Here is a 21,337-nt window from a genome sequence, read left to right on the forward strand (position 1 = left end):
CGCCGCCCCTAGGGGGTTATTGTGTGGTTGGTTGGGTATACACCCCCCCGGGGGGGGTTTGGTGGGGGGGCCCCGCGCGCGGCCCCGCTCCACCATGAACCGCTTCCGGGCGCAGGGGTCGCTCAGCCGAAGACGGCCAGGCTCTTGGCCTTGCCCTTCTGGTCCTCCACGAGCGCCAGCAGACGCCCGTCCGACGCGAAGACCGCCACGGGACCCGCGGGGTACGTCGGCATCTCCAGGCGGACGCCGTTCAGGAGCAGCCGGGCCCGCTTCTCGTCGACGTCCCAGCGAGGGAACGCCGCCGCGGCCGCCTCGGCGACCGGCATGACCGTCAGCTCCTCCTGGAGCTGGTCGAGCGTCCGGGCCGAGTCCAGCTTGTACGGGCCGACCCGGGTCCGCCGCAGCGCGGTCAGATGACCGCCCACGCCGAGCCCGGCGCCCAGGTCGCGGGCGAGCGCCCGGATGTACGTGCCGGAGGAGCAGACCACGGAGACGACGAGGTCCACGACGGGCGTGCCGTCCTCGGCGACGGCCTCCCGGACGTCGTATACCTGGAAGGACGAGACCGTGACCGGCCGGGCCGGGATCTCGAACTCCTCGCCGCCGCGCACCCGCGCGTACGACCGCTTGCCGTCGATCTTGATGGCAGAGACCTTCGACGGCACCTGCATGATGGCGCCGGTCAGCTCCGCCACGCCCGCGTCGATCGCCTCGCGGGTCACCTCGGACGCGTCCACGGAGGCCGTGATCTCGCCCTCGGCGTCGTCGGTGATCGTCGTCTGGCCGAGGCGGATGGTGCCCAGGTACTCCTTCTCGGTCAGCGCGAGGTGACCGAGAAGTTTGGTCGCCCGCTCCACGCCGAGGACGAGGACGCCCGTCGCCATGGGGTCGAGCGTGCCCGCGTGGCCGACCCGGCGGGTCTTGGCGATCCCGCGCATCTTGGCCACGACGTCGTGCGAAGTGAAGCCCGACGGCTTGTCGACGATGACAAGGCCGTCGAGGGGGCCCCTCCCAGCGGCAGCTGGGGGAGTCTTTGCGGTGCTCATTCGGCGGTGGTGCCCTCTTCGTCCTCGTCTTCGGGCTTGCGGTACGGGTCGGCCTCGCCGGCGTACTTCGCACCCGAGGACGCCTGGCGCACGGCCGCGTCCGAGGCCCGCGCCTTGTCGAGGAGGTCCTCGATCGTCTTCGCGGTCTCCGGGAGGGCGTCCGCGACGAAGGTCAGCGTCGGCGTGAACTTCGTCCCGGCCGCGGCACCGACGGCGGAGCGCAGGATGCCCTTGGCGCTCTCCAGTCCGGCGGCCGCGCTGGCCCGCTCCTCGTCGTCCCCGTAGACCGTGTAGAAGACCGTGGCCTCCCGCAGGTCACCGGTGACGCGGGTGTCCGTGATGGTCACGTGCGTACCCAGGCGCGGGTCCTTGATGCCGCGCTGCAGCTTCTCGGCGACCACCTCCCGGATGAGGTCCGCCAGCTTCTTCGCCCGCGCGTTGTCGGCCACTGGTCCTTCTCCTTCTTTGCCTTGCTCATTCAGTCTTCATCAGTGTGGAGCCTGCGTCGCACCGACAGCAGCTCCACCTCGGGCCGGGCCGCGACCAGCCGCTCACAGCGGTCGAGCACGTCCGATACGAACCCCGGGTCCCCGGACACCAGCGCGACGCCCAGCCGGGCCCTGCGATGGAGGTCCTGGTCGCCCACCTCGGCCGCGCTCACAGAGAACTTGCGCTGGAGCTCGGCGACGATGGGCCGGACGACGGAGCGTTTCTCCTTCAACGAATGAACGTCGCCGAGGAGCAGATCGAAGGACAGAGTCCCCACGTACATACGGTGCCGGATGTCCCGCCGGTTCGGGTTCGGTGACCTGCCACGCCGTCGCTTGGCAGGGACACCAGAACCGTACACGCAACGGCCGGGGCCGATCGAGGGAATAACTTCCGCCGACCGGCCCCGACCTACCGCTGCGCTTAGGCGCGCGGCTTCTCGCGCATCTCGTACGTCGCGATGACGTCGTCGATCTTGATGTCGTTGAAGTTTCCGAGGTTGATACCGCCCTCGAAGCCTTCGCGGATCTCGGTGACGTCGTCCTTGAAGCGGCGCAGACCCTCGATGTTGAGGTTCTCCGCGATGACCTTGCCGTCGCGGATGAGGCGCGCCTTGGTGTTGCGCTTGACCTCGCCCGAGCGGATGAGGACACCGGCGATGTTGCCCAGCTTGGACGAGCGGAAGACCTCGCGGATCTCCGCCGTACCGAGCTCGACCTCTTCGTACTCCGGCTTGAGGAGGCCCTTGAGCGCCGCCTCGATCTCCTCGATGGCCTGGTAGATCACCGAGTAGTACCGGACGTCGACGCCCTCGCGCTCCGCCATCTGCGCGGCACGGCCCGCAGCGCGGACGTTGTAGCCGATGACGATGGCGTCGGAGCCCATGGCCAGGTCGATGTCGGACTCGGTGACCGCACCCACACCGCGGTGCAGGACACGGATGTCGACCTCTTCGCCGACGTCGAGCTGGAGCAGCGAGGACTCGAGAGCCTCGACCGCACCGGACGCGTCGCCCTTGATGATGAGGTTGAGTTCCTGGACCAGACCGGCCTTGAGCACCTTGTCGAGGTCCTCGAGGGACACCCGGCGGACGCGCTTGGCGAAGGCGGCGTTGCGCTCACGCGCAGCGCGCTTCTCGGCGATCTGACGGGCCGTACGGTCCTCGTCGACCACCAGGAAGTTGTCGCCGGCACCCGGGACGTTGGTGAGACCCAGGACCAGGACGGGAGTCGACGGGGTCGCAACCTCGACGTTGTTGCCCTTGTCGTCGAGCATCGCCCGGACACGGCCGTACGCGTCGCCGACGACCATCGTGTCGCCGATGCGCAGCGTTCCGCGCTGGACCAGGACGGTCGAGACGGCACCGCGGCCCTTGTCCAGGTGGGACTCGATCGCAATACCCTGCGCGTCCTGCTCCGGGTTGGCACGCAGGTCGAGCGAGGCGTCGGCGGTGAGGACGACGGCCTCCAGCAGGGAGTCGATGTGCAGACCCTGCTTGGCGGAGATGTCGACGAACATCGTGTCGCCGCCGTACTCCTCGGCCACCAGACCGAACTCGGTCAGCTGACCGCGGACCTTGGTCGGGTCGGCACCCTCGACGTCGATCTTGTTGACCGCGACGACGATCGGGACGCCGGCGGCCTTGGCGTGGTTGAGCGCCTCGATCGTCTGCGGCATGACGCCGTCGTTGGCCGCGACCACGAGGATCGCGATGTCGGTCGACTTCGCACCACGGGCACGCATGGCGGTGAACGCCTCGTGACCCGGGGTGTCGATGAAGGTGATGCGGCGCTCTTCACCGTTGACCTCGGTGCCCACCTGGTAGGCACCGATGTGCTGGGTGATGCCACCGGCCTCGCCCGCGACGACGTTCGTCTTGCGGATCGCGTCGAGCAGTCGGGTCTTTCCGTGGTCGACGTGACCCATGACGGTGACGACCGGCGGACGGGAGACCAGAGCCTCTTCGCCGCCCTCGTCCTCGCCGAACTCGATGTCGAAGGACTCGAGCAGCTCGCGGTCCTCCTCCTCGGGGGAGACGATCTGAACGGTGTAGTTCATCTCGTCGCCGAGGAGCTGCAGCGTCTCGTCGGAGACGGACTGCGTGGCCGTGACCATCTCGCCGAGGTTCATCATCACCGCGACGAGCGACGCCGGGTTGGCGTTGATCTTCTCGGCGAAGTCGGTGAGGGAGGCACCGCGCGACAGGCGAATGGTCTCGCCGTTGCCGCGAGGCAGCATCACGCCGCCGACCGACGGGGCCTGCATGGCCTCGTACTCCTGGCGCCTCTGACGCTTCGACTTGCGACCACGACGCGCGGGACCGCCGGGACGACCGAAGGCGCCCTGCGTGCCACCACGGCCACCGGGGCCACCGGGACGTCCACCGAAGCCGCCGGGACGACCGCCGAAGCCGCCGCCACCGCCGCCGGGACCACCCGGACGACCGCCGCCGCCACCACCGGGACCACCGGGACGACCGGCGAAGCCGCCGCCGCCACCGCCGGGACCGGCCGGACGGCCGGCGAAGCCGCCGCCACCGGGACGACCGCCGCCGCCACCCGGACGACCGCCGGGGCCACCGGGGCCACGACCGCCGGGGCCACCACCGGGACGCGGGCCGGCAGCGGGACGCTGCGGCATCATGCCGGGGTTCGGACGGTTACCGCCGGGCGCGCCGCCCGGACGGGGAGCCTGCGGACGCGGCATGCCACCGGGGGTGGGACGCGCGCCGCCCTGGCCCTGAGGACGCGGGGCGCCACCGGGGCCGCCCTGCGGACGCGGGGCACCCGGAGCGGCACCGCCGCCGGGACGGGGGGCACCGCCACCCGGACGGGGCGCCTGCGGGCGCGCCATTCCGGTGGAGCCACCCGAGGTGAAGGGGTTGTTGCCCGGACGCGGACCGGCCGGACGGGCACCGCCCGGACGCGGAGCGCCCTGGCCCTGCGGACGCGGGGCACCCTGGCCCTGCGGACGCGGCGCGCCCTGACCCGGACGGGCGGGACGCTCGCCGGCGGGACGGGGTCCCGGGGCCGCGCCACCGGGACGCTGACCGGCGGCGGGAGCCGACGGAGGCGCGGTGAACTCGGGGGCGGCCGGAGCCGGCGTGACCGGCTTGGGCGCGGGCTTCGGACCCGGGCGGGGGCCCGAGGCGGCCGGAGCCGGAGAGGGGGTGCTGCTCGCGGGAGCCACCGGCGTGACCGGGGCCGCGGGCGCGGCGGGGGCCGGCTTGGGGGCCGGGGCGCCGGGCTTCGGGGCAGCGGGACGTGCCGCGGCGGCCGGAGACGGCGCCGCGGGCTTCGAGGGGGCGGCCTTGCGAGGCGCGCCAGGCTTGGCAGCGGTCTTGCCGGCGGAACCGCCGGGACCCTGCAGCGCATCAGTCAACTTGCGCACGACCGGCGCCTCGATAGTCGAGGACGCCGAACGGACGAATTCACCGAGTTCTTGGAGCTTGGCCATGACGACCTTGCTCTCCACACCGAACTCCTTGGCGAGTTCGTATACCCGGACCTTAGCCACTTCGCTCCTTTTAGGTCCGGTTACCGCCGGACCGTCGCTACTTCATGGGCGTACTCATCGCGTACTCATCGAGTGCTCATCGCAATCTCGACCTACTTCCAACTCGCGAGGTACCTGACCGCACGGTGTTCCGTGCCGTACTTCTTCTTACAAAGTCTGCCGCTCTACGTGATAGCGAATATCCGCCGTTTCGAGCGGCCCCTGGACCCTGAAGGCCCTCGGGAACGCCCGGCGGCGGACCGCCAGGTCGAGACAGACCGAGGCGGGGTGCAGATACGCACCCCGGCCGGGCAGCGTACCGCGATGATCGGGGACGCATGCGCCCTCGACCGCCACGATGCGCAGCAGATCGCTCTTGGCCGCTCGCTCCCGACATCCCACACAGGTTCGTTCAGGGCACGCGCGGGCTTGCGTCCGGCCAGACACGGTTAAGTCTACCTCCCCGTACCGACCTCACCCGTTTGGGGCAAAAATCGAACGGTCGTTTGTCGTGATCTCGCCCTCACACAACGTGACGAGGGCGGGAACTATTCCTTGCGGCCCGCCCCTGCGGCGCGATCAGTCCCGGTCGCGCTCGTCGGACGGGTGCTCCGTGTCCGGACGGATGTCGATGCGCCAGCCGGTGAGGCGCGCGGCGAGGCGGGCGTTCTGCCCCTCCTTGCCGATCGCCAGCGAGAGCTGGTAGTCCGGCACGGTCACCCGGGCGGAGCGGGCGGCCAGGTCGACGATCTCGACCTTGGAGACCCGGGCCGGGGAGAGCGCGCTGGCCACCATCTCGGCCGGGTCGTCGGACCAGTCGACGATGTCGATCTTCTCGCCGAGCAGCTCCGCCATGACATTGCGCACGCGGCTGCCCATGGGGCCGATGCAGGCGCCCTTGGCGTTCAGGCCCGAACGGGTGGACCGTACGGCGATCTTGGTGCGGTGACCCGCCTCACGGGCGATCGCCGCGATCTCGACGGAACCGTCGGCGATCTCGGGGACCTCCAGCGCGAACAGCTTCTTCACCAGATTGGGGTGGGTGCGCGAAAGGGTGACGGACGGACCGCGGACACCCTTGGCGACCCGGACCACGTACGTGCGCAGCCGCAGGCCGTGCGTGTACTCCTCGCCGGGCACCTGCTCCTGCACCGGAAGGATGGCCTCCAGCTTGTCGTCCAGCTTGACGAGGACGTTCTTCGGGTCCTTGCCCTGCTGCACCATGCCGGCGACGATGTCGCCCTCGCGGCGGGCGTACTCGCCGAAGGTGACGTCGTTCTCGGCGTCGCGCAGCCGCTGCTGGATGACCTGGCGGGCGGTGCTCGCCGCGATCCGGCCGAAGTCCGACGGGGTGTCGTCGAAGTCCTTGGGCTCCTGGCCCTCCTCCAGCTCGGAGGGGTCTTCCTTCGCCCACACCGTCACGTGACCGGTCTGCCGGTTCAGCTCCACGCGCGCGTGGCGACGGGCGTCGGGGGTGCGGTGGTAGGCGATGAGGAGGGCCGACTCGATCGCCTCGACCAACAGTTCGAAGGAGATCTCCTTCTCTTGTGCCAAGCCCTTCAGGAGCTTCACGTCGATGTCCACGGCTACGCCTCCTCTTCCTTCTTGTCCTTGCGGTTGAACTCGATCTGGACACGCGCCTTGGCGATGTCGGTGAACTCGACCCGGCGGGCGGTGGGCTTGCGCCCCTTCACGCCCGGCACTTCGAGGTCGATGCCGTCGTCGTCCACGTCGAGGATCCGCGCGACGACCTCGCCACCGTCGTTCAGCTGCAGCTTGGCCAGGCGGCCGGTGGCGCGCACGTAGTGGCGGTGCTCCGTGAGGGGGCGCTCCGCGCCCGGGGTGCCGACCTCGAGGTCGTACTCCCCCTCGCCCATCACGTCCGTCTCGTCCAGAGTGGCCGAGAGCGCGCGGCTCACATCGGCGACCTGGTCCAGGTCGGCGCCCTCGTCGGAGTCGACGACCACGCGCAGCACCCGCTTGCGTCCCACGGAAGCCACCTCGATCTCCTCGAGGTCGAGTCCCTGCGAGGCGATGAGCGGCTCAAAAAGTGCTCGCAGCCTGTCGCTCTGGGTGGTGCTCATCCGGGTGACTCCTCGGCCGCGTGTGCTGTTGTGGTTTCGTCGCGTGTCAGACCAAAGGGTATCCGGTCGCGGGGGGTGTTGCCGTCCACGGGGCCGGGGCCCGCGGGTACGCTCGCCTGCGGTGATCTTCGACCGAGGCCGAGGGAGTGGATGTGGGGCGCACGGGGACCGTGGGCAGGCGGGCGCTCCTGACGGCGGGGGCGGTGACGCTGGCCGGCTGCACGTCCGGCGGGGGCGGCGGCGAGCGGCCCAGGAAGCAGACCGCGGCCGAACGGGCGGCGCTCGCCGAGGCGGCGCTGCGGCGCCGTTCGGCGGCGGCGAGCCGGTCCCTGCTGGAACGTTACGACGCGGTGCTCGCCGCGCACCCGTCGCTGACGGCGCGGCTGACCCCGCTGCGGCGCGCGGTGGCCGCGCACGCGGCCGCCCTGGCCGAAGGGGTGGCGCCGCAGGACGACGGCGGTCGGGCGACAGACGGTGCCTCGGCGCCCGTCACGGGGGGCAAGGCCGCCCCTTCGGCGGACACCCGACCGGCGGATGCCGACAAAGGAATGGCCGCCGACCCTTCGGCCCAGCCCTCCGCGGCCGACGGCGGAACGGGTCGGCGCGGCACATCGCCCGCGCCCGTCCCCGTGCCGGCCGATCCGGCGGCCGCTCTCAAGGAGCTGGCGGCCGCCGCCCGGACCACCGCCGACGCACACGCGGCCACGCTGCTCGACGCACCGCCCGAGTACGCCCGTCTGCTCGCCTCGGTGGCGGCGGCCGGAGCTGCCCACGCCTATCTGCTGACCGAAGGAGGCCGGGCATGAGCGCCCTCGACGCGGCGCAGGCCGCGCTCGCCGCCGAGCACGCGGCGGTGTACGGGTACGGGGTCGTCGGCGGCCGGATCGGTGCCGAACGGCGCGCGGAGGCCGGCGCGGCGTACGAGGCCCACCGGGCACGGCGGGACGCGCTGCGCAGGACCGTACGGGACCTGGGCGGGGAGCCGGCGGCCGCGGCGGCCGGCTACGAGCTGCCGTTCGCGGTACCGGACACGGCCGCGGCCGTCCGGCTCGCCGCGGTCCTGGAGGACCGGGTCGCCGGGGTGTACTCCGATCTCGTACGGGCCGCGGAGGGACCGCTGCGGCGGGACGCGGCCGCCGCGTTGCGCGAGGCGGCGGTACGGGCCGTTCGCTGGCGCGGGACCGACGTAACCTTTCCTGGGCTCGCCGAGCGGGTGTGAGTCCTTCCCTGACCAGAAGGAACAAAGGCACGCATGGGTTTCGAACCGCCGCAGCGACTGGTGCGGGCGCTCGGCGAGACGTACGGGGACGCTGTCGCGGCCGAGTGGCTCGGGAAGCTGCCCGAGCTCGCGCAGAGCGCGCTGGAGCACGCCTCCCTGGACAGCGAGCGGGTGATGGCACCCGGCGGGCGCAGCAGCCTCGTCGTGCTCGTACGGCGGCCGGACGGCTCTCCGGCGGCGCTGAAGATCGCCCCTGAGGCCGCCCGGCCGGACCTGGAGCGGGACGCGCTGGCCCACTGGAACGGCTGGGGCGCGGTGCGGCTGCTCGAAGCGGGCGCGGACGGCTCGCTGGTCCTCGAACGGCTGCACCCCGAGGTGTCGCTGCGGTCGCTGCCGGAGGCGAAGGCGCTCCTGGAGGCCGCGGGGACGGTGCGCAAGCTGTGGGTCGAACCGCCCGTGGGGCACGGCTTCGAGTCGGTGGCCGAGCGCACGGCCCGGCAGGCGGCGGCGATGGAGTCCTACCGCGCCGACGCCGAGACCGGTGCGCTGACGGCGGCCGCACTGGCGGCACGCGAGGAGCTGGTCGCCCACTCCCCCGAGACGCTGCTGCTGCACGGCTGCTTCCGGCAGGGCAAGGTCCTGGCCGGCGACCGCGCGCCCTGGCTGGCCGTGGGCCCCGAGCCGCTGGTCGGCGAGCGCGCCTACGATCTGGCGCGTCTCGTACGGGACCGGGTCGAGGACCTGGTGGCGGCCTCGGCGGGGGCCTCGGCGGCCCGCCGGCGGGTCAACAAACTGGCGGACTCGCTGGAGGTGGACCGGGAGCGGCTGCGGGGCTGGACGCTTTTCCGGGCGGTCGAGTCGGGTACGCGGGCGCTGACGGCGGGGCGCCGACAGGATGCGGAGCTGCTGCTCGAGTTCGCGGGCTGGCTGTAGGGGAATACCTAAGCTGTAACGCTCGGCTCGGACCTCAGGGGGCCGTGATGGTCGAGGAGCTGTTGACAGCGGCGGCAGCGACCGCAACAGCGGCCGTGGTGTACGCGGCGGCGGCCGCGCGCGTGGTGAAGCAGTACGAGCGGGGCGTGGTCTTCCGCTTCGGCCGGCTGCTGAAGGATGTCAGGCAGCCGGGATTCACGATGATCGTGCCGGTCGTCGACCGGCTGCACAAGGTGAACCTGCAGATCGTGACGTTGCCGGTGCCGGCGCAGGAGGGCATCACCCGGGACAACGTGACGGTGCGGGTGGACGCGGTCGTGTACTTCAAGGTGGTCGACGCGGCGGACGCGCTGGTGCGGGTCGAGGACTACAAGTTCGCGGTCTCGCAGATGGCGCAGACCTCGCTGCGGTCGATCATCGGCAAGAGCGATCTGGACGACCTGCTGTCGAACCGGGAGAAGCTCAACCAAGGGCTCGAGCTGATGCTGGACAGCCCGGCGATGGGGTGGGGTGTCGCGATCGACCGGGTCGAGATCAAGGACGTCTCGCTGCCGGAGACCATGAAGCGGTCCATGGCGCGGCAGGCGGAGGCGGACCGGGAGCGGCGGGCGCGGGTGATCAACGCGGACGCGGAGCTGCAGGCGTCGAAGAAGCTGGCGGAGGCGGCGGGGGTCATGTCGACGCAGCCGGCGGCGCTGCAGCTGAGGCTGCTGCAGACGGTGATGGCGGTGTCCGCGGAGAAGAACTCGACGCTGGTGCTGCCCATTCCGGTGGAGCTGCTGCGGTTCCTGGAGCGGGCTGCGCAGCCGCACGGGGAGGCGGCGGGGGAGGCCGGGACGGCGCCGGAGGCGCGGGAGGCGCGGGAGGCTCCCCCGGTGGCCCCGCCGGAGACCTTCCAGGACCCCGTGCCGGGCCTCCCGGCCGGGACGCCCCCTGAGGAGCCCCGCCTGACGACCGACCTCCCGGACCTGGGAGACCTCCCGGACCTCCCGGACGACACGCTCCTGGGCGCCCCAGCGGACCCGCCACCACGGGACGAAGCGGCCTGAATCGGCCGCCCTCCCCACTCCCGTTGTGGGCATTCGTTCCGCTGGGGCGGAACGGGTGGGCACAACGGACGGCGCCCTTGCCGGGCCCAGGCCCCCGGTTCGTACGGTGCTCACAGGTGCGGCGCCGTCGTGGGGTTGTGCCCACCCGTTCCGCCCTGCGGAACGCCTGCCCACAACGGGCGGGGGTATTTGCGCTACGCGCTCAGGCGGGCGATCGCCTCGGTCACCGGGAGTTCTTCGCGCTCGCCCGTGCGGCGGTCCTTCAGTTCCACGATGCCCTCCGCCGCGCGGCGGCCGGCGACGAGGATCTTCGGGACGCCCATGAGCTCCGCGTCGGTGAACTTCACGCCCGGGGAGACGCCCGCGCGGTCGTCGACCAGGACGCGGAGGCCGGCCGCGGAGAGCTTGTCGGAGACCTCGAGGGCCAGTTCGATCTGGGCGGCCTTGCCGGCGGCGACGACGTGGACGTCGGCCGGGGCGACCTCGGCGGGCCAGCACAGGCCCTTGTCGTCGGCGGTCTGCTCGGCGAGCGCGGCGACGGCGCGCGAGACGCCGATGCCGTAGGAGCCCATGGTGACGCGGACGGGCTTGCCGTTCTGGCCGAGGACGTCGAGCTTGAGGGCGTCGGCGTACTTGCGGCCCAGCTGGAAGATGTGGCCGATCTCGATGGCGCGGTCCAGCTTCAGGCCGGTGCCGCACTTCGGGCACGGGTCGCCCTCCTGGACGACCACGACGTCGACGTACTCGTCGACCTCGAAGTCACGGCCCGCGACCACGTTCTTCGCGTGCATGCCCTCCTTGTTGGCGCCCGTGATCCACGCCGTGCCCGGCGCCACGCGCGGGTCAGCGAGGTACGTGACCTTCTCCAGGCCCTGCGGGCCGACGTACCCGCGGACCAGGTCCGGACGAGCCACGAAGTCCGTCTCGGTGACCATCTCGACGACCGCCGGGGCGAAGTGGGCCTCGACCTTGCCCATGTCGACCTCGCGGTCGCCCGGGACGCCGACGGCCACGATCTCGCCGTCGACCTTCACCAGCAGGTTCTTCAGCGTGGCGGAGGCCGGGACGCCGAGCGAGGCCGCGAGGGTCTCGATGGTCGGGGTGTCCGGGGTGGGGATCTCCTCGGCGGCCGCGACGGCGGAGCCGTCCACCGACTTCAGCTCGTAGGCGACCGCCTCGGTGTTCGCGGCGAAGTCGCAGTTCGGGCAGTCGGCGAAGGTGTCCTCGCCGGCCTCCGCCGGGGCGAGGAATTCCTCGGACTTCGAGCCGCCCATCGCGCCCGCGGTCGCGGCGACGATGCGGTAGTCGAGGCCGAGGCGCTCGAACACGCGACGGTACGCCTCGCGGTGCAGGGCGTAGGACTGGGCGAGGCCCTCGTCCTCGGTGTCGAAGGAGTACGAGTCCTTCATGAGGAACTCGCGGCCGCGCAGGATGCCGGCGCGGGGGCGGGCCTCGTCGCGGAACTTCGTCTGGATCTGGTACAGGATGACCGGCAGGTCCTTGTAGGACGAGCACTGGTCCTTCACCAGGAGGGTGAAGATCTCCTCATGGGTCGGGCCGAGGAGGTAGTCGCCGCCCTTGCGGTCCTGGAGGCGGAAGAGCTCGGCGCCGTACTCGTCCCAGCGGCCGGTCGCCTCGTAGGGCTCACGCGGCAGCAGAGCGGGGAGGGAAACCTCCTGCGCGCCGATGGCGTCCATCTCCTCGCGGACGATGCGCTCGACATTGGCGAGGACCTTCTTGCCCAGCGGCAGCCAGCTCCAGATGCCGGCGGCGGTGCGGCGGACGTAGCCGGCGCGGACGAGGAGCTTGTGGCTGAGGACCTCGGCGTCCGCCGGGTCGTCGCGCAGCGTCTTCGCCATCAACTGGGACATGCGCTGGACCGGTGCGTTGGCCATGGTTCTCGTACTCCTGCCGGGTAAGGGTGATGGCTAGGAGGTTAGCCGGGCGGCCCGCGAGGGCGGAAATCAGTTCCGGCGCGGGAGGGGCAGCGGGGCACCCATCACGGCGTACGGACGGGGTGCGCTGGGGAAGACGACCTGCCGGGCCAGGTCGACGTAGCCGAGGGAGCGGTAGAGGCCGCGGGCCGGGCTCTCGGTGTCGATCGCGGAGAGGATCGAGCGGGACAGCTCCGACTGGTCGGTGATGGTGGTGATCAGCTCACGGCCGACGCCCCGGCCCTGGTAGGCGGGGTGGACGTGGAGCTCGGTGATCACGAACGAGTCGTCGAGCCAGTCCTCGGTGCCGGTGGCGCGGAGGTACGGTTCCACGACGCCGGACCACCAGTGGGTGCGGTCGTTGGGCATCCCGTACACGAAGCCGACCAGCCGGCCGGCGGCGTCGGTCGCGCCGTACGCGCAGGCACCGGGGTTGAGCAGATGGCGGAGCACGATATGGCGTCGTACGACGATCTCGTCCGCGCTCAGCCCGAAGGCGAGCGTCTGGACGGCGAGGGCGTCGTCCACCCGCGCGGCGAGATTGATCGGTCCGATCGTGACGTCAGCGACATCCATGCGAAGCACCTTACAAGCGCCTCAGAACAGCACGCTCATGAAGGCCCCGACCTCGCGGAAGCCGACGCGCCGGTACGCGGCCCTGGCCGGGGCGTTGTAGTCGTTGACGTACAGGCTGACGACGGGAGCGACGTCGGCGAGGGCGTAGCGGAGCACGGCGGCCATGCCGGTCTCGGAGAGGCCGCGGCCACGGAACTCGGGGGCGACCCAGACGCCCTGGATCTGGCAGGCCTGGCGGGTGGCGGCGCCGATCTCGGCCTTGAAGACGACCTTGCCGTCCTCGATGCGGGCGAAGGAGCGGCCGGCGCCGACGAGTTCGGCGACGCGGGCCTGGTAGAGGAGTCCGCCGTCGCCTGCCATGGGCGAGATGCCGACCTCCTCGGTGAACATGGCCACGCACGCGGGCATGATCACCTCCATCTCGTCCTTGCGGATACGGCGGACGAGGGGGTCGGGCTCGACGGTGGCGGAGGGCTCCTCGGTGACCATCAGCGGCTGGTGCGCGCGGACGTCGCGGGCGGGGCCCCAGCTGGGTTCGAGGAGCCGCCAGAGCTGGGTGGTGGGCTCGACGGGGCCGACGATGGAGGAGCAGCGGCGGCCGGTCCTGCGGGCGCGGTCGGCGAAGGCACGGACGGCGTCGGGGGTGGCGCAGAGGGGGACGAGGTTGGCGCCGGAGTAGCAGAGCGAGCGCAGGTGCCCGTCGCTGTACCAGCCCCACATCTCGCCGCCGAGGCGCCAGGGGTCGAGTCCGGCGGCCTGGACGCGGGCGGTCACGAAGGCGTTCTCGACGGGGGCGCTCTCGAGGACGGCGAGCGCGGCGCCGAGGTCAGCGGGTTCGAGGACCCGGGTGGTGGTCTGCGTCAACACGAGGGGGGCCTCACCATGCGGTCTGCTGATCTCCGCACTTTACCTGGCGCACCGCCGAGGTGTCGGGTGGGTGCGCCGAGATCCCGGCCGGCGCCGGTGGGTCCTCGGCCGAGGTCCGTGCGTCCCTGGCCGACGCCCGTGGGTCGCCATGCCGACGACCGTGGGTCGCCTGCCTCGCCCCGGCGTCGCGGGCCCGCTGCCCCCTGCACAGGGACGCCGCGGGGGACCCGGCGCGCGGACAGCACGGGGTACCGGCGCGCGGACGGCGCGAGGCCCCGGCGCGCTGGGCGCCGGGGCCTCGTGGCGTACGTATGCGGTCAGACGCCGATGGCGACCGTCGGCTCGCCCGACATCACGCCGTCCTTCTCCATCTGCTCGGCGATCTTCATCGCCTCCTCGATGAGGGTCTCGACGATCTTCGACTCGGGGACGGTCTTGATGACCTCGCCCTTGACGAAGATCTGGCCCTTGCCGTTGCCGGAGGCGACGCCGAGGTCGGCCTCGCGGGCCTCGCCGGGGCCGTTGACGACGCAGCCCATGACGGCGACGCGCAGCGGGACCTCCATGCCCTCGAGGCCGGCGGTGACCTCTTCGGCGAGCTTGTAGACGTCGACCTGGGCGCGGCCGCAGGAGGGGCAGGAGACGATCTCCAGGCGGCGCGGCTTGAGGTTCAGCGACTCCAGGATCTGGTTGCCGACCTTGACCTCCTCGACCGGGGGCGCGGAGAGCGAGACGCGGATGGTGTCGCCGATGCCCTCGGAGAGCAGCGCGCCGAAGGCGACGGCGGACTTGATGGTGCCCTGGAAGGCGGGGCCGGCCTCGGTGACGCCGAGGTGCAGCGGGTAGTCGCACTGGGCGGCGAGCTGGCGGTAGGCGTTGACCATGACGACCGGGTCGTTGTGCTTGACCGAGATCTTGATGTCGCCGAAGCCGTGCTCCTCGAAGAGGGACGCCTCCCACAGCGCGGACTCGACCAGCGCCTCGGGGGTGGCCTTGCCGTACTTCTTCAGCAGCCGGGCGTCGAGGGAGCCCGCGTTGACGCCGATCCGGATCGGGGTGCCCGCGGCCTTGGCGGCGTGCGCGATCTCCTTGACCTTGTCGTCGAACTGCTTGATGTTGCCGGGGTTGACGCGGACCGCGGCGCAGCCGGCGTCGATGGCGGCGAAGACGTACTTCGGCTGGAAATGGATGTCCGCGATCACCGGGATCTGCGACTTGCGGGCGATGGTCGCCAGCGCGTCGGCGTCGTCCTGGGTGGGGCAGGCCACTCGGACGATCTGGCAGCCGGAGGCGGTCAGCTCGGCGATCTGCTGGAGCGTGGCGCCGATGTCGGAGGTACGCGTCGTCGTCATCGACTGCACCGAGACGGGTGCGTCGCCGCCGACGGCCACCGATCCGACCTGGATCTGGCGGCTCTTGCGCCGCTCAGCGAGCTTGGTCGGAACGGTAGGGATACCGAGAGAGATCGCGGTCATCAGCTGTACAACCCCAAGGTGTGGTTCATCGGGCTCAGGTCTTCGAGATTACCGCCCCCGCGGCGGGCGGCCGGACACCCCGGGGGTCCGGCCACCCTCCCGTCACGTCAGCTTCACCGGGTTGACGATGTCGGCGGCGAGGACGAGGAGCGTGAAGCAGACGAACACTCCCGCCACGACATAGGCGGCGGGCATCAGCTTGGCCACGTCGAACGGTCCCGGGTCCGGGCGCCGGAACAGCCGTGCCGTGTGGCGGCGTACGGACTCCCACAGGGCGCCGGCGATGTGGCCGCCGTCGAGCGGGAGCAGCGGGAGCATGTTGAACAGGAACAGCGAGACGTTGAACATGACGACGAGCTGCAGGAAGAAGACCAGGATGGTCTGCGGCGGCGCGTCGATGTTCATCAGCTCGCCGCTGATGCGGGCGGCGCCGACGACGCCGACCGGGGAGTCCTGCTTGCGCTCGCCGTCGCCGAAGGTGGCGTCCCAGAGGTCCGGGATCTTGCCGGGCAGGGCGAGGACGGCTTCGGCGCCGGCCTGGAGCTGGTCGGTCATGCGGGAGGCGGACTCGCCGAAGGTGAGCGGGACGACCTCGCGGCCGGACTCGAAGCCCAGGTAGCCGGCGGTGACGTACTCGGCGGGCTGGACGACGTTGCCGTCCGCGTCCTTCTTGAGCACCTTGTTCTCGAGGAGCGTGGCCCGCAGGTCGAGCTCCTTGCCGTCGCGCTGGACGGTGACGGTCGCCTGGCCGGTGGTGGCGCGGATGCGGTCGGAGAGGGTGTTCCAGTCCGTGACGCGTTCGCCGTTGAAGGCGACGATGCGGTCGCCCTTGAGGAGCCCGGCGGCCTTGGCGGGCGACTCGCGGTCGCCGGCCTTGCAGGTGTCGCGCTTCTCGCTCTGGTCGATGACGCAGTTGGTGACGCCGGCGACCTTGGTGGTCTGGGTCTCGAACCCGACGGCCATGGCGCTGCCGAAGAACAGCAGGACGGCGAGGATCAGGTTCATGAACGGGCCGGCGAACATGACGATGACGCGCTTCCACGGCTTGCGCGTGTAGAAGAGCCGCTTCTCGTCGCCGGGCTGGAGTTCCTCGAAGGAGGCCTCGCGGGCGTCCTCGATCATGGAGCGCCAGGGCGAGGTGGAGCGGGCCTCGATGCGGCCGTCCTTGCCGGGCGGGAACATCCCGATCATGCGGATGTAGCCGCCGGCCGGGATGGCCTTGATGCCGTACTCCGTCTCGCCCTTCTTCTTCGACCAGATGGTGGGGCCGAAGCCGACCATGTACTGCGGCACGCGGATGCCGAAGAGCTTGGCCGTGGAGAGGTGGCCGAGTTCGTGCCAGGCGATGGAGACGAGCAGCCCCACCGCGAACAGCGCGATGCCGAGGAGCGTCAGAAGTACGGTCATGCGCGCGCCTCCGCGGTTGCCTTCGCTGCGATTTCTGCCAGTTCACGGGCCCGGGCGCGGGCCCAGGTCTCCGCTTCCAGGACGTCCGACACCGTGAGCGAGGTTCCCTTGGTGGGCTGCCCGTGTTCGGTGACGACTGCCGTGACCGTATCCATGATTCCGTTGAACGGCAGCCGTCCGGCGAGAAACGCCTCCACGCACTCCTCGTTCGCGGCGTTGAAGACGGCGGGTGCGGTGCCGCCCAGGGCGCCGACGTGCCGGGCCAGGCCCACGGACGGGAACGCCTCGGTGTCGAGCGGGAAGAACTCCCAGCTGGACGCCTTGGTCCAGTCGAAGGCGGGGGCCGCGTCCGGGACCCGCTCGGGCCAGCCGATGCCGAGGGCGATCGGGCCGCGCATGTCCGGCGGGGTGGCCTGAGCGAGGGTGGAGCCGTCCGTGAACTCGACCATCGAGTGGACGTACGACTGGGGGTGGACGACGACCTCGATGCGGTCGAAGGGGATGTCGTAGAGGAGGTGCGCCTCGATGACCTCCAGGCCCTTGTTCACAAGAGTGGCGCTGTTGACCGTGATGACCGGGCCCATGGCCCAGGTGGGGTGGGCGAGCGCGTCCTCGCGGGTGACGCTCGCCAGCTCGGCGCGCGTCCGGCCGCGGAAGGGGCCTCCGGAGGCGGTGACGACCAGCTTGCGGACGTCGGCACGGGTGCCGGCGGCGAGCGCCTGGAAGAGGGCGGCGTGCTCGGAGTCGACCGGGATGATCTGGCCGGGCTTGGCGAGCGCCTTGACCAGCGGGCCGCCGACGATCAGCGACTCCTTGTTGGCCAGGGCGAGGGTGCGGCCGGCTTCGAGGGCGGCCAGCGTGGGTGCCAGGCCGATGGAACCGGTGATGCCGTTGAGCACCGTGTGGCAGGGCGAGGCGGCGAGCTGCGTGGCGGCGTCGGGTCCCGCGAGGATCTCGGGCAGCGCGGCGCCGGGGCCGTAAAGCCTGGTCAGCGCCTCGCGCAGCTCGGGTGCCTTGTCCTCGCGGGCGACGGCGACCGCGCCGACCCGCAGTCGGTGCGCCTGCTCGGCGAGCAGCTCCACCCGGCCGCCGGAGGCGGCGAGGGCGGTGACCCGGAAGCGGTCGGGGTTGCGCAGGACCAGGTCGATGGCCTGCGTACCGATGGATCCCGTGGAGCCGAGGACGACGATGTCCCGGCGGCCTTCGACCGGTGCGAAGACGATGTGCGGGTCGGCGAGAGGAGAGGGGCGATCGCTCATGCCCCCATTCTTGCCGCAAAGACTGCGCGCTCTTCACTGGGTGCGGGTGAACGCTCTCACCGGGTGCGGGAGAAGGCTCCGAAGGCCGTGCCGAAGACGTGGTGGAAGTCCGGGAACGTCTTCCGTACGCAGCCGGGGTCGTCGAACGCGATGCCCGGCGTGCGCAGGCCGGTGACCGCGAAGGACATGACGATCCGGTGGTCGCCGTGGGTGGCGATCTCGGCGGGACCGGCGGGGGTGCCGGGGTGGATCTCGATCCAGTCGGGGCCGGTCGAGACCGTGATGCCGAGCCGGCGGAGGTTCTCGGCGCAGGCGTCGAGGCGGTCGCACTCCTTGACGCGGGTGTTGGCGACGTCCTCGATGCGGACCGGTCCGTCGGCGAACGGCGCGAGGGCTGCGAGCGTCGGCATCGTGTCGGAGATGTCGCGCATGTTGACGGTCAGGCCGCGCAGGGTTCCGGTGCCGCGGACGGTGGTTTCGCTGTCGGTGATCTCGACGTCCGCGCCCATCCGGCGCAGGACGTCGACGAAGCCGAGGTCGCCCTGGAGGGCGCCGGTGCCGAGGCCGGGGACGGTGACGGTCCGGCCGGCTTCGAGGGCGGCGGCGGCGAAGAAGTAGGAGGACGTGGAGGCGTCGGGCTCGATGGCGTAGGTGGTCGCCGTGTAGCCGGTGGGCGCGACGGTGTACGTGCGGCCTTCCTGCGTGATCCGTGCCCCGAAGGCCCGCATCATCGCGAGGGTGATCTCGACGTACGGCTCCGAGACCAGGTCGGTGACGGTGATGGCGAGGCCCTCGGCGGTGAGCGGGCCGAGCATGAGCAGCGCGGTCAGGTACTGGGAGGACTGGCCGGCGTCGAGGGTGAGCTCGCCGCCCTTGATCCCGTGGGCGGTGACGGTGAGCGGGTGGTGGCCCTCGTTCTCCTCGTGCCGGAGGTCGACGCCGAGGGTGCGCAGCGCGGTGCTGAGGGGGCCGAGGGGGCGGCGGCGCATCTGGGGCGAGGCGTCGAAGCGGAAGGTGCCGTGGCCGGCGGCGGCGAGGGTGGGGAGGAAGCGGGCGGTGGTGGCGCCGTCGCGGCAGTACACGTCGGCGTCGTCGGCGGCCGGCCCGGTGGGCCGCCCCTCGATGTGCCAGGCCCCCGGCTCCTGCCGGACCTCGTAGCCGAGGGCCTTCAGCCCTTCGGCGAAGCCCTCGGTGTCGTCGGAGAGGAGCGGCCGGAGGAGGGTGGTGGTCCCGTCGGCGGCGGCGGCGAGGAAGAGCGCGCGGGCGGTGACGGACTTGGAGCCGGGAATGTCGATGACGGTCACGGGGACCATGGTGCCCGTCGGCACCCGGTCGTGGGCAGCTGTTCCGCCCAGCGGGACAGCCGCCCACAACGGTGGTCAGGGGATCTTGCGGTGGACGTTCTCCTGTGTCGACGGGCCCGGGGTCGCGTCCGCGATCCAGGGACCGTCGCCGCTCGGGTCCACGACGCCCTCCTCCAGCCACTCGAAGCGGCCCGCGAGGACCCCGTCCACCACCCGGCGGTCCAGCTCGTCGGTGTTGGACCAGAGGCGGCCGAAGAGCTCCTCCACCCGCAGCCGGGACTGCCGGCAGAAGGCGTCGGCGAGCGCGTGGGCCTCCCGGCCGTGGTCGTCGGTGGACCGCAGCAGTTCCGCCCGTACGCACGCCGCGCTCATCGCGAAGAGCTCCGCGCCGATGTCCACGATCCGCCCGAGGAACGCCTGCTTCAGCTCCATCCGGCCCTGCCACCGCGACATCGCGTAGAACGTCGAGCGGGCGAGCTTCCTTGAGGTCCGCTCCACGTACCGCAGATGGGTCGCGAGGTCGCCGAACTCCCGGTACGCGCCCGGCACCTGCCCCTGTCCGGTGACGAGCTTCGGCAGCCAGCGGGCGTAGAAGCCACCGGCCCGCGCCCCTGCCTTCGCCTTGTCGCCCAGCGACTTCTCGGGGTCGATGATGTCGCCGGCCACGGCGAGATGGGCGTCGACGGCCTCGCGGGCGATGAGCAGGTGCATGATCTCGGTCGAGCCTTCGAAGATCCGGTTGATCCGCAGATCGCGGAGCAGCTGCTCGGCCGGTACGGCCCGCTCGCCGCGCGCGGCCAGCGAGTCGGCGGTCTCGTACCCCCGCCCGCCGCGGATCTGGACGAGCTCGTCGGCGATGAGACAGCCCATCTCGGAGCCGTAGAGCTTGGCGAGCGCGGCCTCGATGCGGATGTCGTTGCGATCCTCGTCGGCCATCTGCGAGGAGAGGTCGACGACCGCTTCGAGGGCGAACGTGGTCGCCGCGATGAAGGAGATCTTCGTGCCGACCGCCTCGTGGCGTGCGACCGGCTTGCCCCACTGCTCCCGTACGGCGGCCCATTCGCGGGCGATCTTCAGCGCCCATTTGCCGGCGCCGACGCACATCGCGGGGAGCGAGAGCCGGCCGGTGTTCAGCGTCGTGAGCGCGATCTTGAGGCCGGCTCCCTCCGGGCCGATGCGGTTCTCGGCGGGCACCCGGACGCCGTGGAAGCGGGTGACGCCGTTCTCCAGCCCGCGCAGGCCCATGAAGGCGTTGCGGTGCTCGACGGTGATGCCGGGCGAGTCCGCCTCGACGACGAAGGCGGTGATGCCGCCCCGGTGCCCCTCCGACTTCGGCACCCGTGCCATGACGACGAGCAGATCGGCGACGACGCCGTTGGTCGTCCAGAGCTTCACCCCGTCGATGACGTAGGCGTCGTCACCGTCCGGTACGGCGGTCGTGGCGAGCCGGGCCGGGTCGGAGCCCACGTCCGGCTCGGTGAGGAGGAAGGCGGAGATGTCGGTGCGGGCGAGGCGGGGGAGGTAGGTGTCGCGCTGTTCCTGCGTACCGAAGATCTTCAGGGGCTGCGGTACGCCGATCGACTGATGCGCCGAGAGCAGCGCGCCGATCGCGGGGCTCGCGGAGCCGACGAGAGCGAGGGCGCGGTTGTAGTACACCTGGGTGAGCCCGAGACCGCCGTACTTCGGGTCGATCTTCATCCCGAACGCGCCGAGTTCCTTCAGGCCGCTGACGACCTCGTCGGGGATCCGGGCCTCGCGCTCGATCAGCCGGCCGTCGATCCGCGTCTCGCAGAAGGCGCGGAGCTTGGCGAGGAAGGCCTCACCGCGCCGTACGTCCTCGTCGGAGGGGAGCGGATGGGGGTGGATGAGGTCCAGCCGGAAGCGGCCGAGGAAGAGCTCCTTGGCGAAGCTGGGTTTGCGCCAGTCCTGCTCGCGCGCGGCCTCGGCGACCTGACGCGCTTCTCGTTCCGTGACCTTGGGCCGCTGCGTGGGTGCGGACATGAACCAACTCACCTCGCCGCTGATGGGGGCTTGTGGCTACTCGTCCGTAGTACCCGATTTCGGAGCGTACGGAAAGACGAGAAGGCGGCCGGAGCCCCCGCACAGTGGGGGGCGGCCGCCCGGCGGGGGGCGGACACAGGGTGTGTGTTATAAACAAAAGAAGCAGGCCACGACCCGAGGGGGGTTTATATAGGTGGTG

The 21,337-nt window shown here is 71.5% G+C and carries 19 protein-coding genes; 4 read left to right on the forward strand and 15 right to left on the reverse strand.

Features of this window, described 5'->3' with window-relative positions; all coding sequences use genetic code 11:
• Nucleotides 1-122: 122 nt before the first annotated feature.
• From truB to rimP, 7 genes are all read right to left on the reverse strand, one after another.
• Entirely contained in the window at nt 123-1,046 is a 924-nt protein-coding gene (truB, locus tag ACFV9D_RS34290) for a tRNA pseudouridine(55) synthase TruB (protein WP_385155270.1), read from the reverse strand.
• Nucleotides 1,043-1,495, reverse strand: a complete 453-nt coding sequence (rbfA, locus tag ACFV9D_RS34295) for a 30S ribosome-binding factor RbfA (RefSeq protein WP_385155273.1) — start codon at nt 1,493-1,495, stop codon at nt 1,043-1,045. The genes truB and rbfA overlap by 4 nt, the downstream gene beginning before the upstream one ends.
• Nucleotides 1,496-1,524: 29 nt before the next feature.
• A complete protein-coding gene (locus ACFV9D_RS34300) occupies nt 1,525-1,818 on the reverse strand; it encodes a DUF503 domain-containing protein (RefSeq protein WP_019889861.1) in 294 nt (97 codons plus the stop codon).
• 140 nt (nt 1,819-1,958) lie between these two features.
• Nucleotides 1,959-5,051, reverse strand: coding sequence for a translation initiation factor IF-2 (gene infB, locus ACFV9D_RS34305; RefSeq protein ID WP_385155278.1), 3,093 nt, complete (start codon nt 5,049-5,051; stop codon nt 1,959-1,961).
• A 147-nt stretch (nt 5,052-5,198) separates the two neighbouring features.
• Nucleotides 5,199-5,477: a YlxR family protein gene (locus ACFV9D_RS34310; RefSeq protein WP_385155281.1), complete on the reverse strand. Its 279-nt coding sequence runs from the start codon at nt 5,475-5,477 to the stop codon at nt 5,199-5,201.
• Nucleotides 5,478-5,609: 132 nt separating this feature from the next.
• Entirely contained in the window at nt 5,610-6,614 is a 1,005-nt protein-coding gene (gene nusA, locus ACFV9D_RS34315) for a transcription termination factor NusA (protein WP_385155284.1), read from the reverse strand.
• 2 nt (nt 6,615-6,616) lie between these two features.
• Complete coding sequence (gene rimP / locus ACFV9D_RS34320; protein WP_385155287.1) at nt 6,617-7,114, reverse strand: ribosome maturation factor RimP; 498 nt, start codon at nt 7,112-7,114, stop codon at nt 6,617-6,619.
• A 152-nt stretch (nt 7,115-7,266) separates the two neighbouring features.
• Here rimP and ACFV9D_RS34325 point away from each other — a divergent pair, with 152 nt between their 5' ends.
• Genes ACFV9D_RS34325 through ACFV9D_RS34340 form a run of 4 tightly spaced genes read left to right on the forward strand, consistent with a single transcriptional unit; the run spans nt 7,267 to nt 10,315 of the window.
• Nucleotides 7,267-7,920, forward strand: coding sequence for a hypothetical protein (locus ACFV9D_RS34325; protein WP_385155290.1), 654 nt, complete (start codon nt 7,267-7,269; stop codon nt 7,918-7,920).
• Nucleotides 7,917-8,333 (forward strand): ferritin-like domain-containing protein, encoded by a 417-nt coding sequence (locus ACFV9D_RS34330; RefSeq protein WP_385155293.1) that lies wholly within the window; start codon nt 7,917-7,919, stop codon nt 8,331-8,333. The genes ACFV9D_RS34325 and ACFV9D_RS34330 overlap by 4 nt, the downstream gene beginning before the upstream one ends.
• Before the next feature lie 33 nt (nt 8,334-8,366).
• Nucleotides 8,367-9,266 (forward strand): aminoglycoside phosphotransferase family protein, encoded by a 900-nt coding sequence (locus ACFV9D_RS34335; RefSeq protein ID WP_385155296.1) that lies wholly within the window; start codon nt 8,367-8,369, stop codon nt 9,264-9,266.
• 47 nt (nt 9,267-9,313) lie between these two features.
• On the forward strand, nt 9,314-10,315 hold the full coding sequence (locus tag ACFV9D_RS34340) for an SPFH domain-containing protein (protein ID WP_385155299.1): 1,002 nt from the start codon (nt 9,314-9,316) through the stop codon (nt 10,313-10,315).
• A 194-nt stretch (nt 10,316-10,509) separates the two neighbouring features.
• Here ACFV9D_RS34340 and ACFV9D_RS34345 read toward each other — a convergent pair whose 3' ends face one another.
• The 8 genes from ACFV9D_RS34345 to ACFV9D_RS34380 all read right to left on the reverse strand — a co-directional run bounded on the left by ACFV9D_RS34345 (nt 10,510) and on the right by ACFV9D_RS34380 (nt 21,138).
• Nucleotides 10,510-12,210: a proline--tRNA ligase gene (locus tag ACFV9D_RS34345; protein ID WP_385155303.1), complete on the reverse strand. Its 1,701-nt coding sequence runs from the start codon at nt 12,208-12,210 to the stop codon at nt 10,510-10,512.
• 69 nt (nt 12,211-12,279) lie between these two features.
• The gene (locus tag ACFV9D_RS34350) at nt 12,280-12,825 is read right to left on the reverse strand and encodes a GNAT family N-acetyltransferase (protein WP_385155306.1); all 546 of its coding nucleotides are present in this window, start codon (nt 12,823-12,825) and stop codon (nt 12,280-12,282) included.
• Nucleotides 12,826-12,846: 21 nt separating this feature from the next.
• Nucleotides 12,847-13,692 (reverse strand): GNAT family N-acetyltransferase, encoded by an 846-nt coding sequence (locus ACFV9D_RS34355; RefSeq protein WP_385155309.1) that lies wholly within the window; start codon nt 13,690-13,692, stop codon nt 12,847-12,849.
• Between the two features lie 317 nt (nt 13,693-14,009).
• Nucleotides 14,010-15,167: a flavodoxin-dependent (E)-4-hydroxy-3-methylbut-2-enyl-diphosphate synthase gene (ispG, locus tag ACFV9D_RS34360; RefSeq protein ID WP_385155312.1), complete on the reverse strand. Its 1,158-nt coding sequence runs from the start codon at nt 15,165-15,167 to the stop codon at nt 14,010-14,012.
• A gap of 102 nt (nt 15,168-15,269) precedes the next feature.
• A complete protein-coding gene (locus ACFV9D_RS34365) occupies nt 15,270-16,574 on the reverse strand; it encodes a M50 family metallopeptidase (RefSeq protein ID WP_385155315.1) in 1,305 nt (434 codons plus the stop codon).
• The gene (gene dxr, locus ACFV9D_RS34370; RefSeq protein WP_385155318.1) at nt 16,571-17,833 is read right to left on the reverse strand and encodes a 1-deoxy-D-xylulose-5-phosphate reductoisomerase; all 1,263 of its coding nucleotides are present in this window, start codon (nt 17,831-17,833) and stop codon (nt 16,571-16,573) included. The genes ACFV9D_RS34365 and dxr overlap by 4 nt, the downstream gene beginning before the upstream one ends.
• A 56-nt stretch (nt 17,834-17,889) precedes the next feature.
• Entirely contained in the window at nt 17,890-19,137 is a 1,248-nt protein-coding gene (gene aroA / locus ACFV9D_RS34375) for a 3-phosphoshikimate 1-carboxyvinyltransferase (RefSeq protein ID WP_385155321.1), read from the reverse strand.
• 75 nt (nt 19,138-19,212) lie between these two features.
• Entirely contained in the window at nt 19,213-21,138 is a 1,926-nt protein-coding gene (locus tag ACFV9D_RS34380; RefSeq protein ID WP_385155324.1) for an acyl-CoA dehydrogenase family protein, read from the reverse strand.
• Between the last annotated feature and the right edge of the window lie 199 nt (nt 21,139-21,337).

Origin of the sequence: Streptomyces sp. NPDC059875, assembly GCF_042731085.1 — a bacterium.
GTDB lineage: Bacteria > Actinomycetota > Actinomycetes > Streptomycetales > Streptomycetaceae > Streptomyces.

What these genes read in the sequence shown, in the direction of transcription:
- truB (WP_385155270.1), bottom strand. Translation starts at nt 1,046, where the DNA reads ATGAGCACCGCAAAGACTCCCCCAGCTGCCGCTGGGAGGGGCCCCCTC.
- ACFV9D_RS34300 (WP_019889861.1), bottom strand. Translation starts at nt 1,818, where the DNA reads ATGTACGTGGGGACTCTGTCCTTCGATCTGCTCCTCGGCGACGTTCAT.
- rimP (WP_385155287.1), bottom strand. Translation starts at nt 7,114, where the DNA reads ATGAGCACCACCCAGAGCGACAGGCTGCGAGCACTTTTTGAGCCGCTC.
- ACFV9D_RS34330 (WP_385155293.1), top strand. Translation starts at nt 7,917, where the DNA reads ATGAGCGCCCTCGACGCGGCGCAGGCCGCGCTCGCCGCCGAGCACGCG.
- ACFV9D_RS34335 (WP_385155296.1), top strand. Translation starts at nt 8,367, where the DNA reads ATGGGTTTCGAACCGCCGCAGCGACTGGTGCGGGCGCTCGGCGAGACG.
- ACFV9D_RS34340 (WP_385155299.1), top strand. Translation starts at nt 9,314, where the DNA reads ATGGTCGAGGAGCTGTTGACAGCGGCGGCAGCGACCGCAACAGCGGCC.
- ACFV9D_RS34345 (WP_385155303.1), bottom strand. Translation starts at nt 12,210, where the DNA reads ATGGCCAACGCACCGGTCCAGCGCATGTCCCAGTTGATGGCGAAGACG.
- ACFV9D_RS34350 (WP_385155306.1), bottom strand. Translation starts at nt 12,825, where the DNA reads ATGGATGTCGCTGACGTCACGATCGGACCGATCAATCTCGCCGCGCGG.
- ispG (WP_385155312.1), bottom strand. Translation starts at nt 15,167, where the DNA reads ATGACCGCGATCTCTCTCGGTATCCCTACCGTTCCGACCAAGCTCGCT.
- ACFV9D_RS34365 (WP_385155315.1), bottom strand. Translation starts at nt 16,574, where the DNA reads ATGACCGTACTTCTGACGCTCCTCGGCATCGCGCTGTTCGCGGTGGGG.
- dxr (WP_385155318.1), bottom strand. Translation starts at nt 17,833, where the DNA reads ATGAGCGATCGCCCCTCTCCTCTCGCCGACCCGCACATCGTCTTCGCA.
- ACFV9D_RS34380 (WP_385155324.1), bottom strand. Translation starts at nt 21,138, where the DNA reads ATGTCCGCACCCACGCAGCGGCCCAAGGTCACGGAACGAGAAGCGCGT.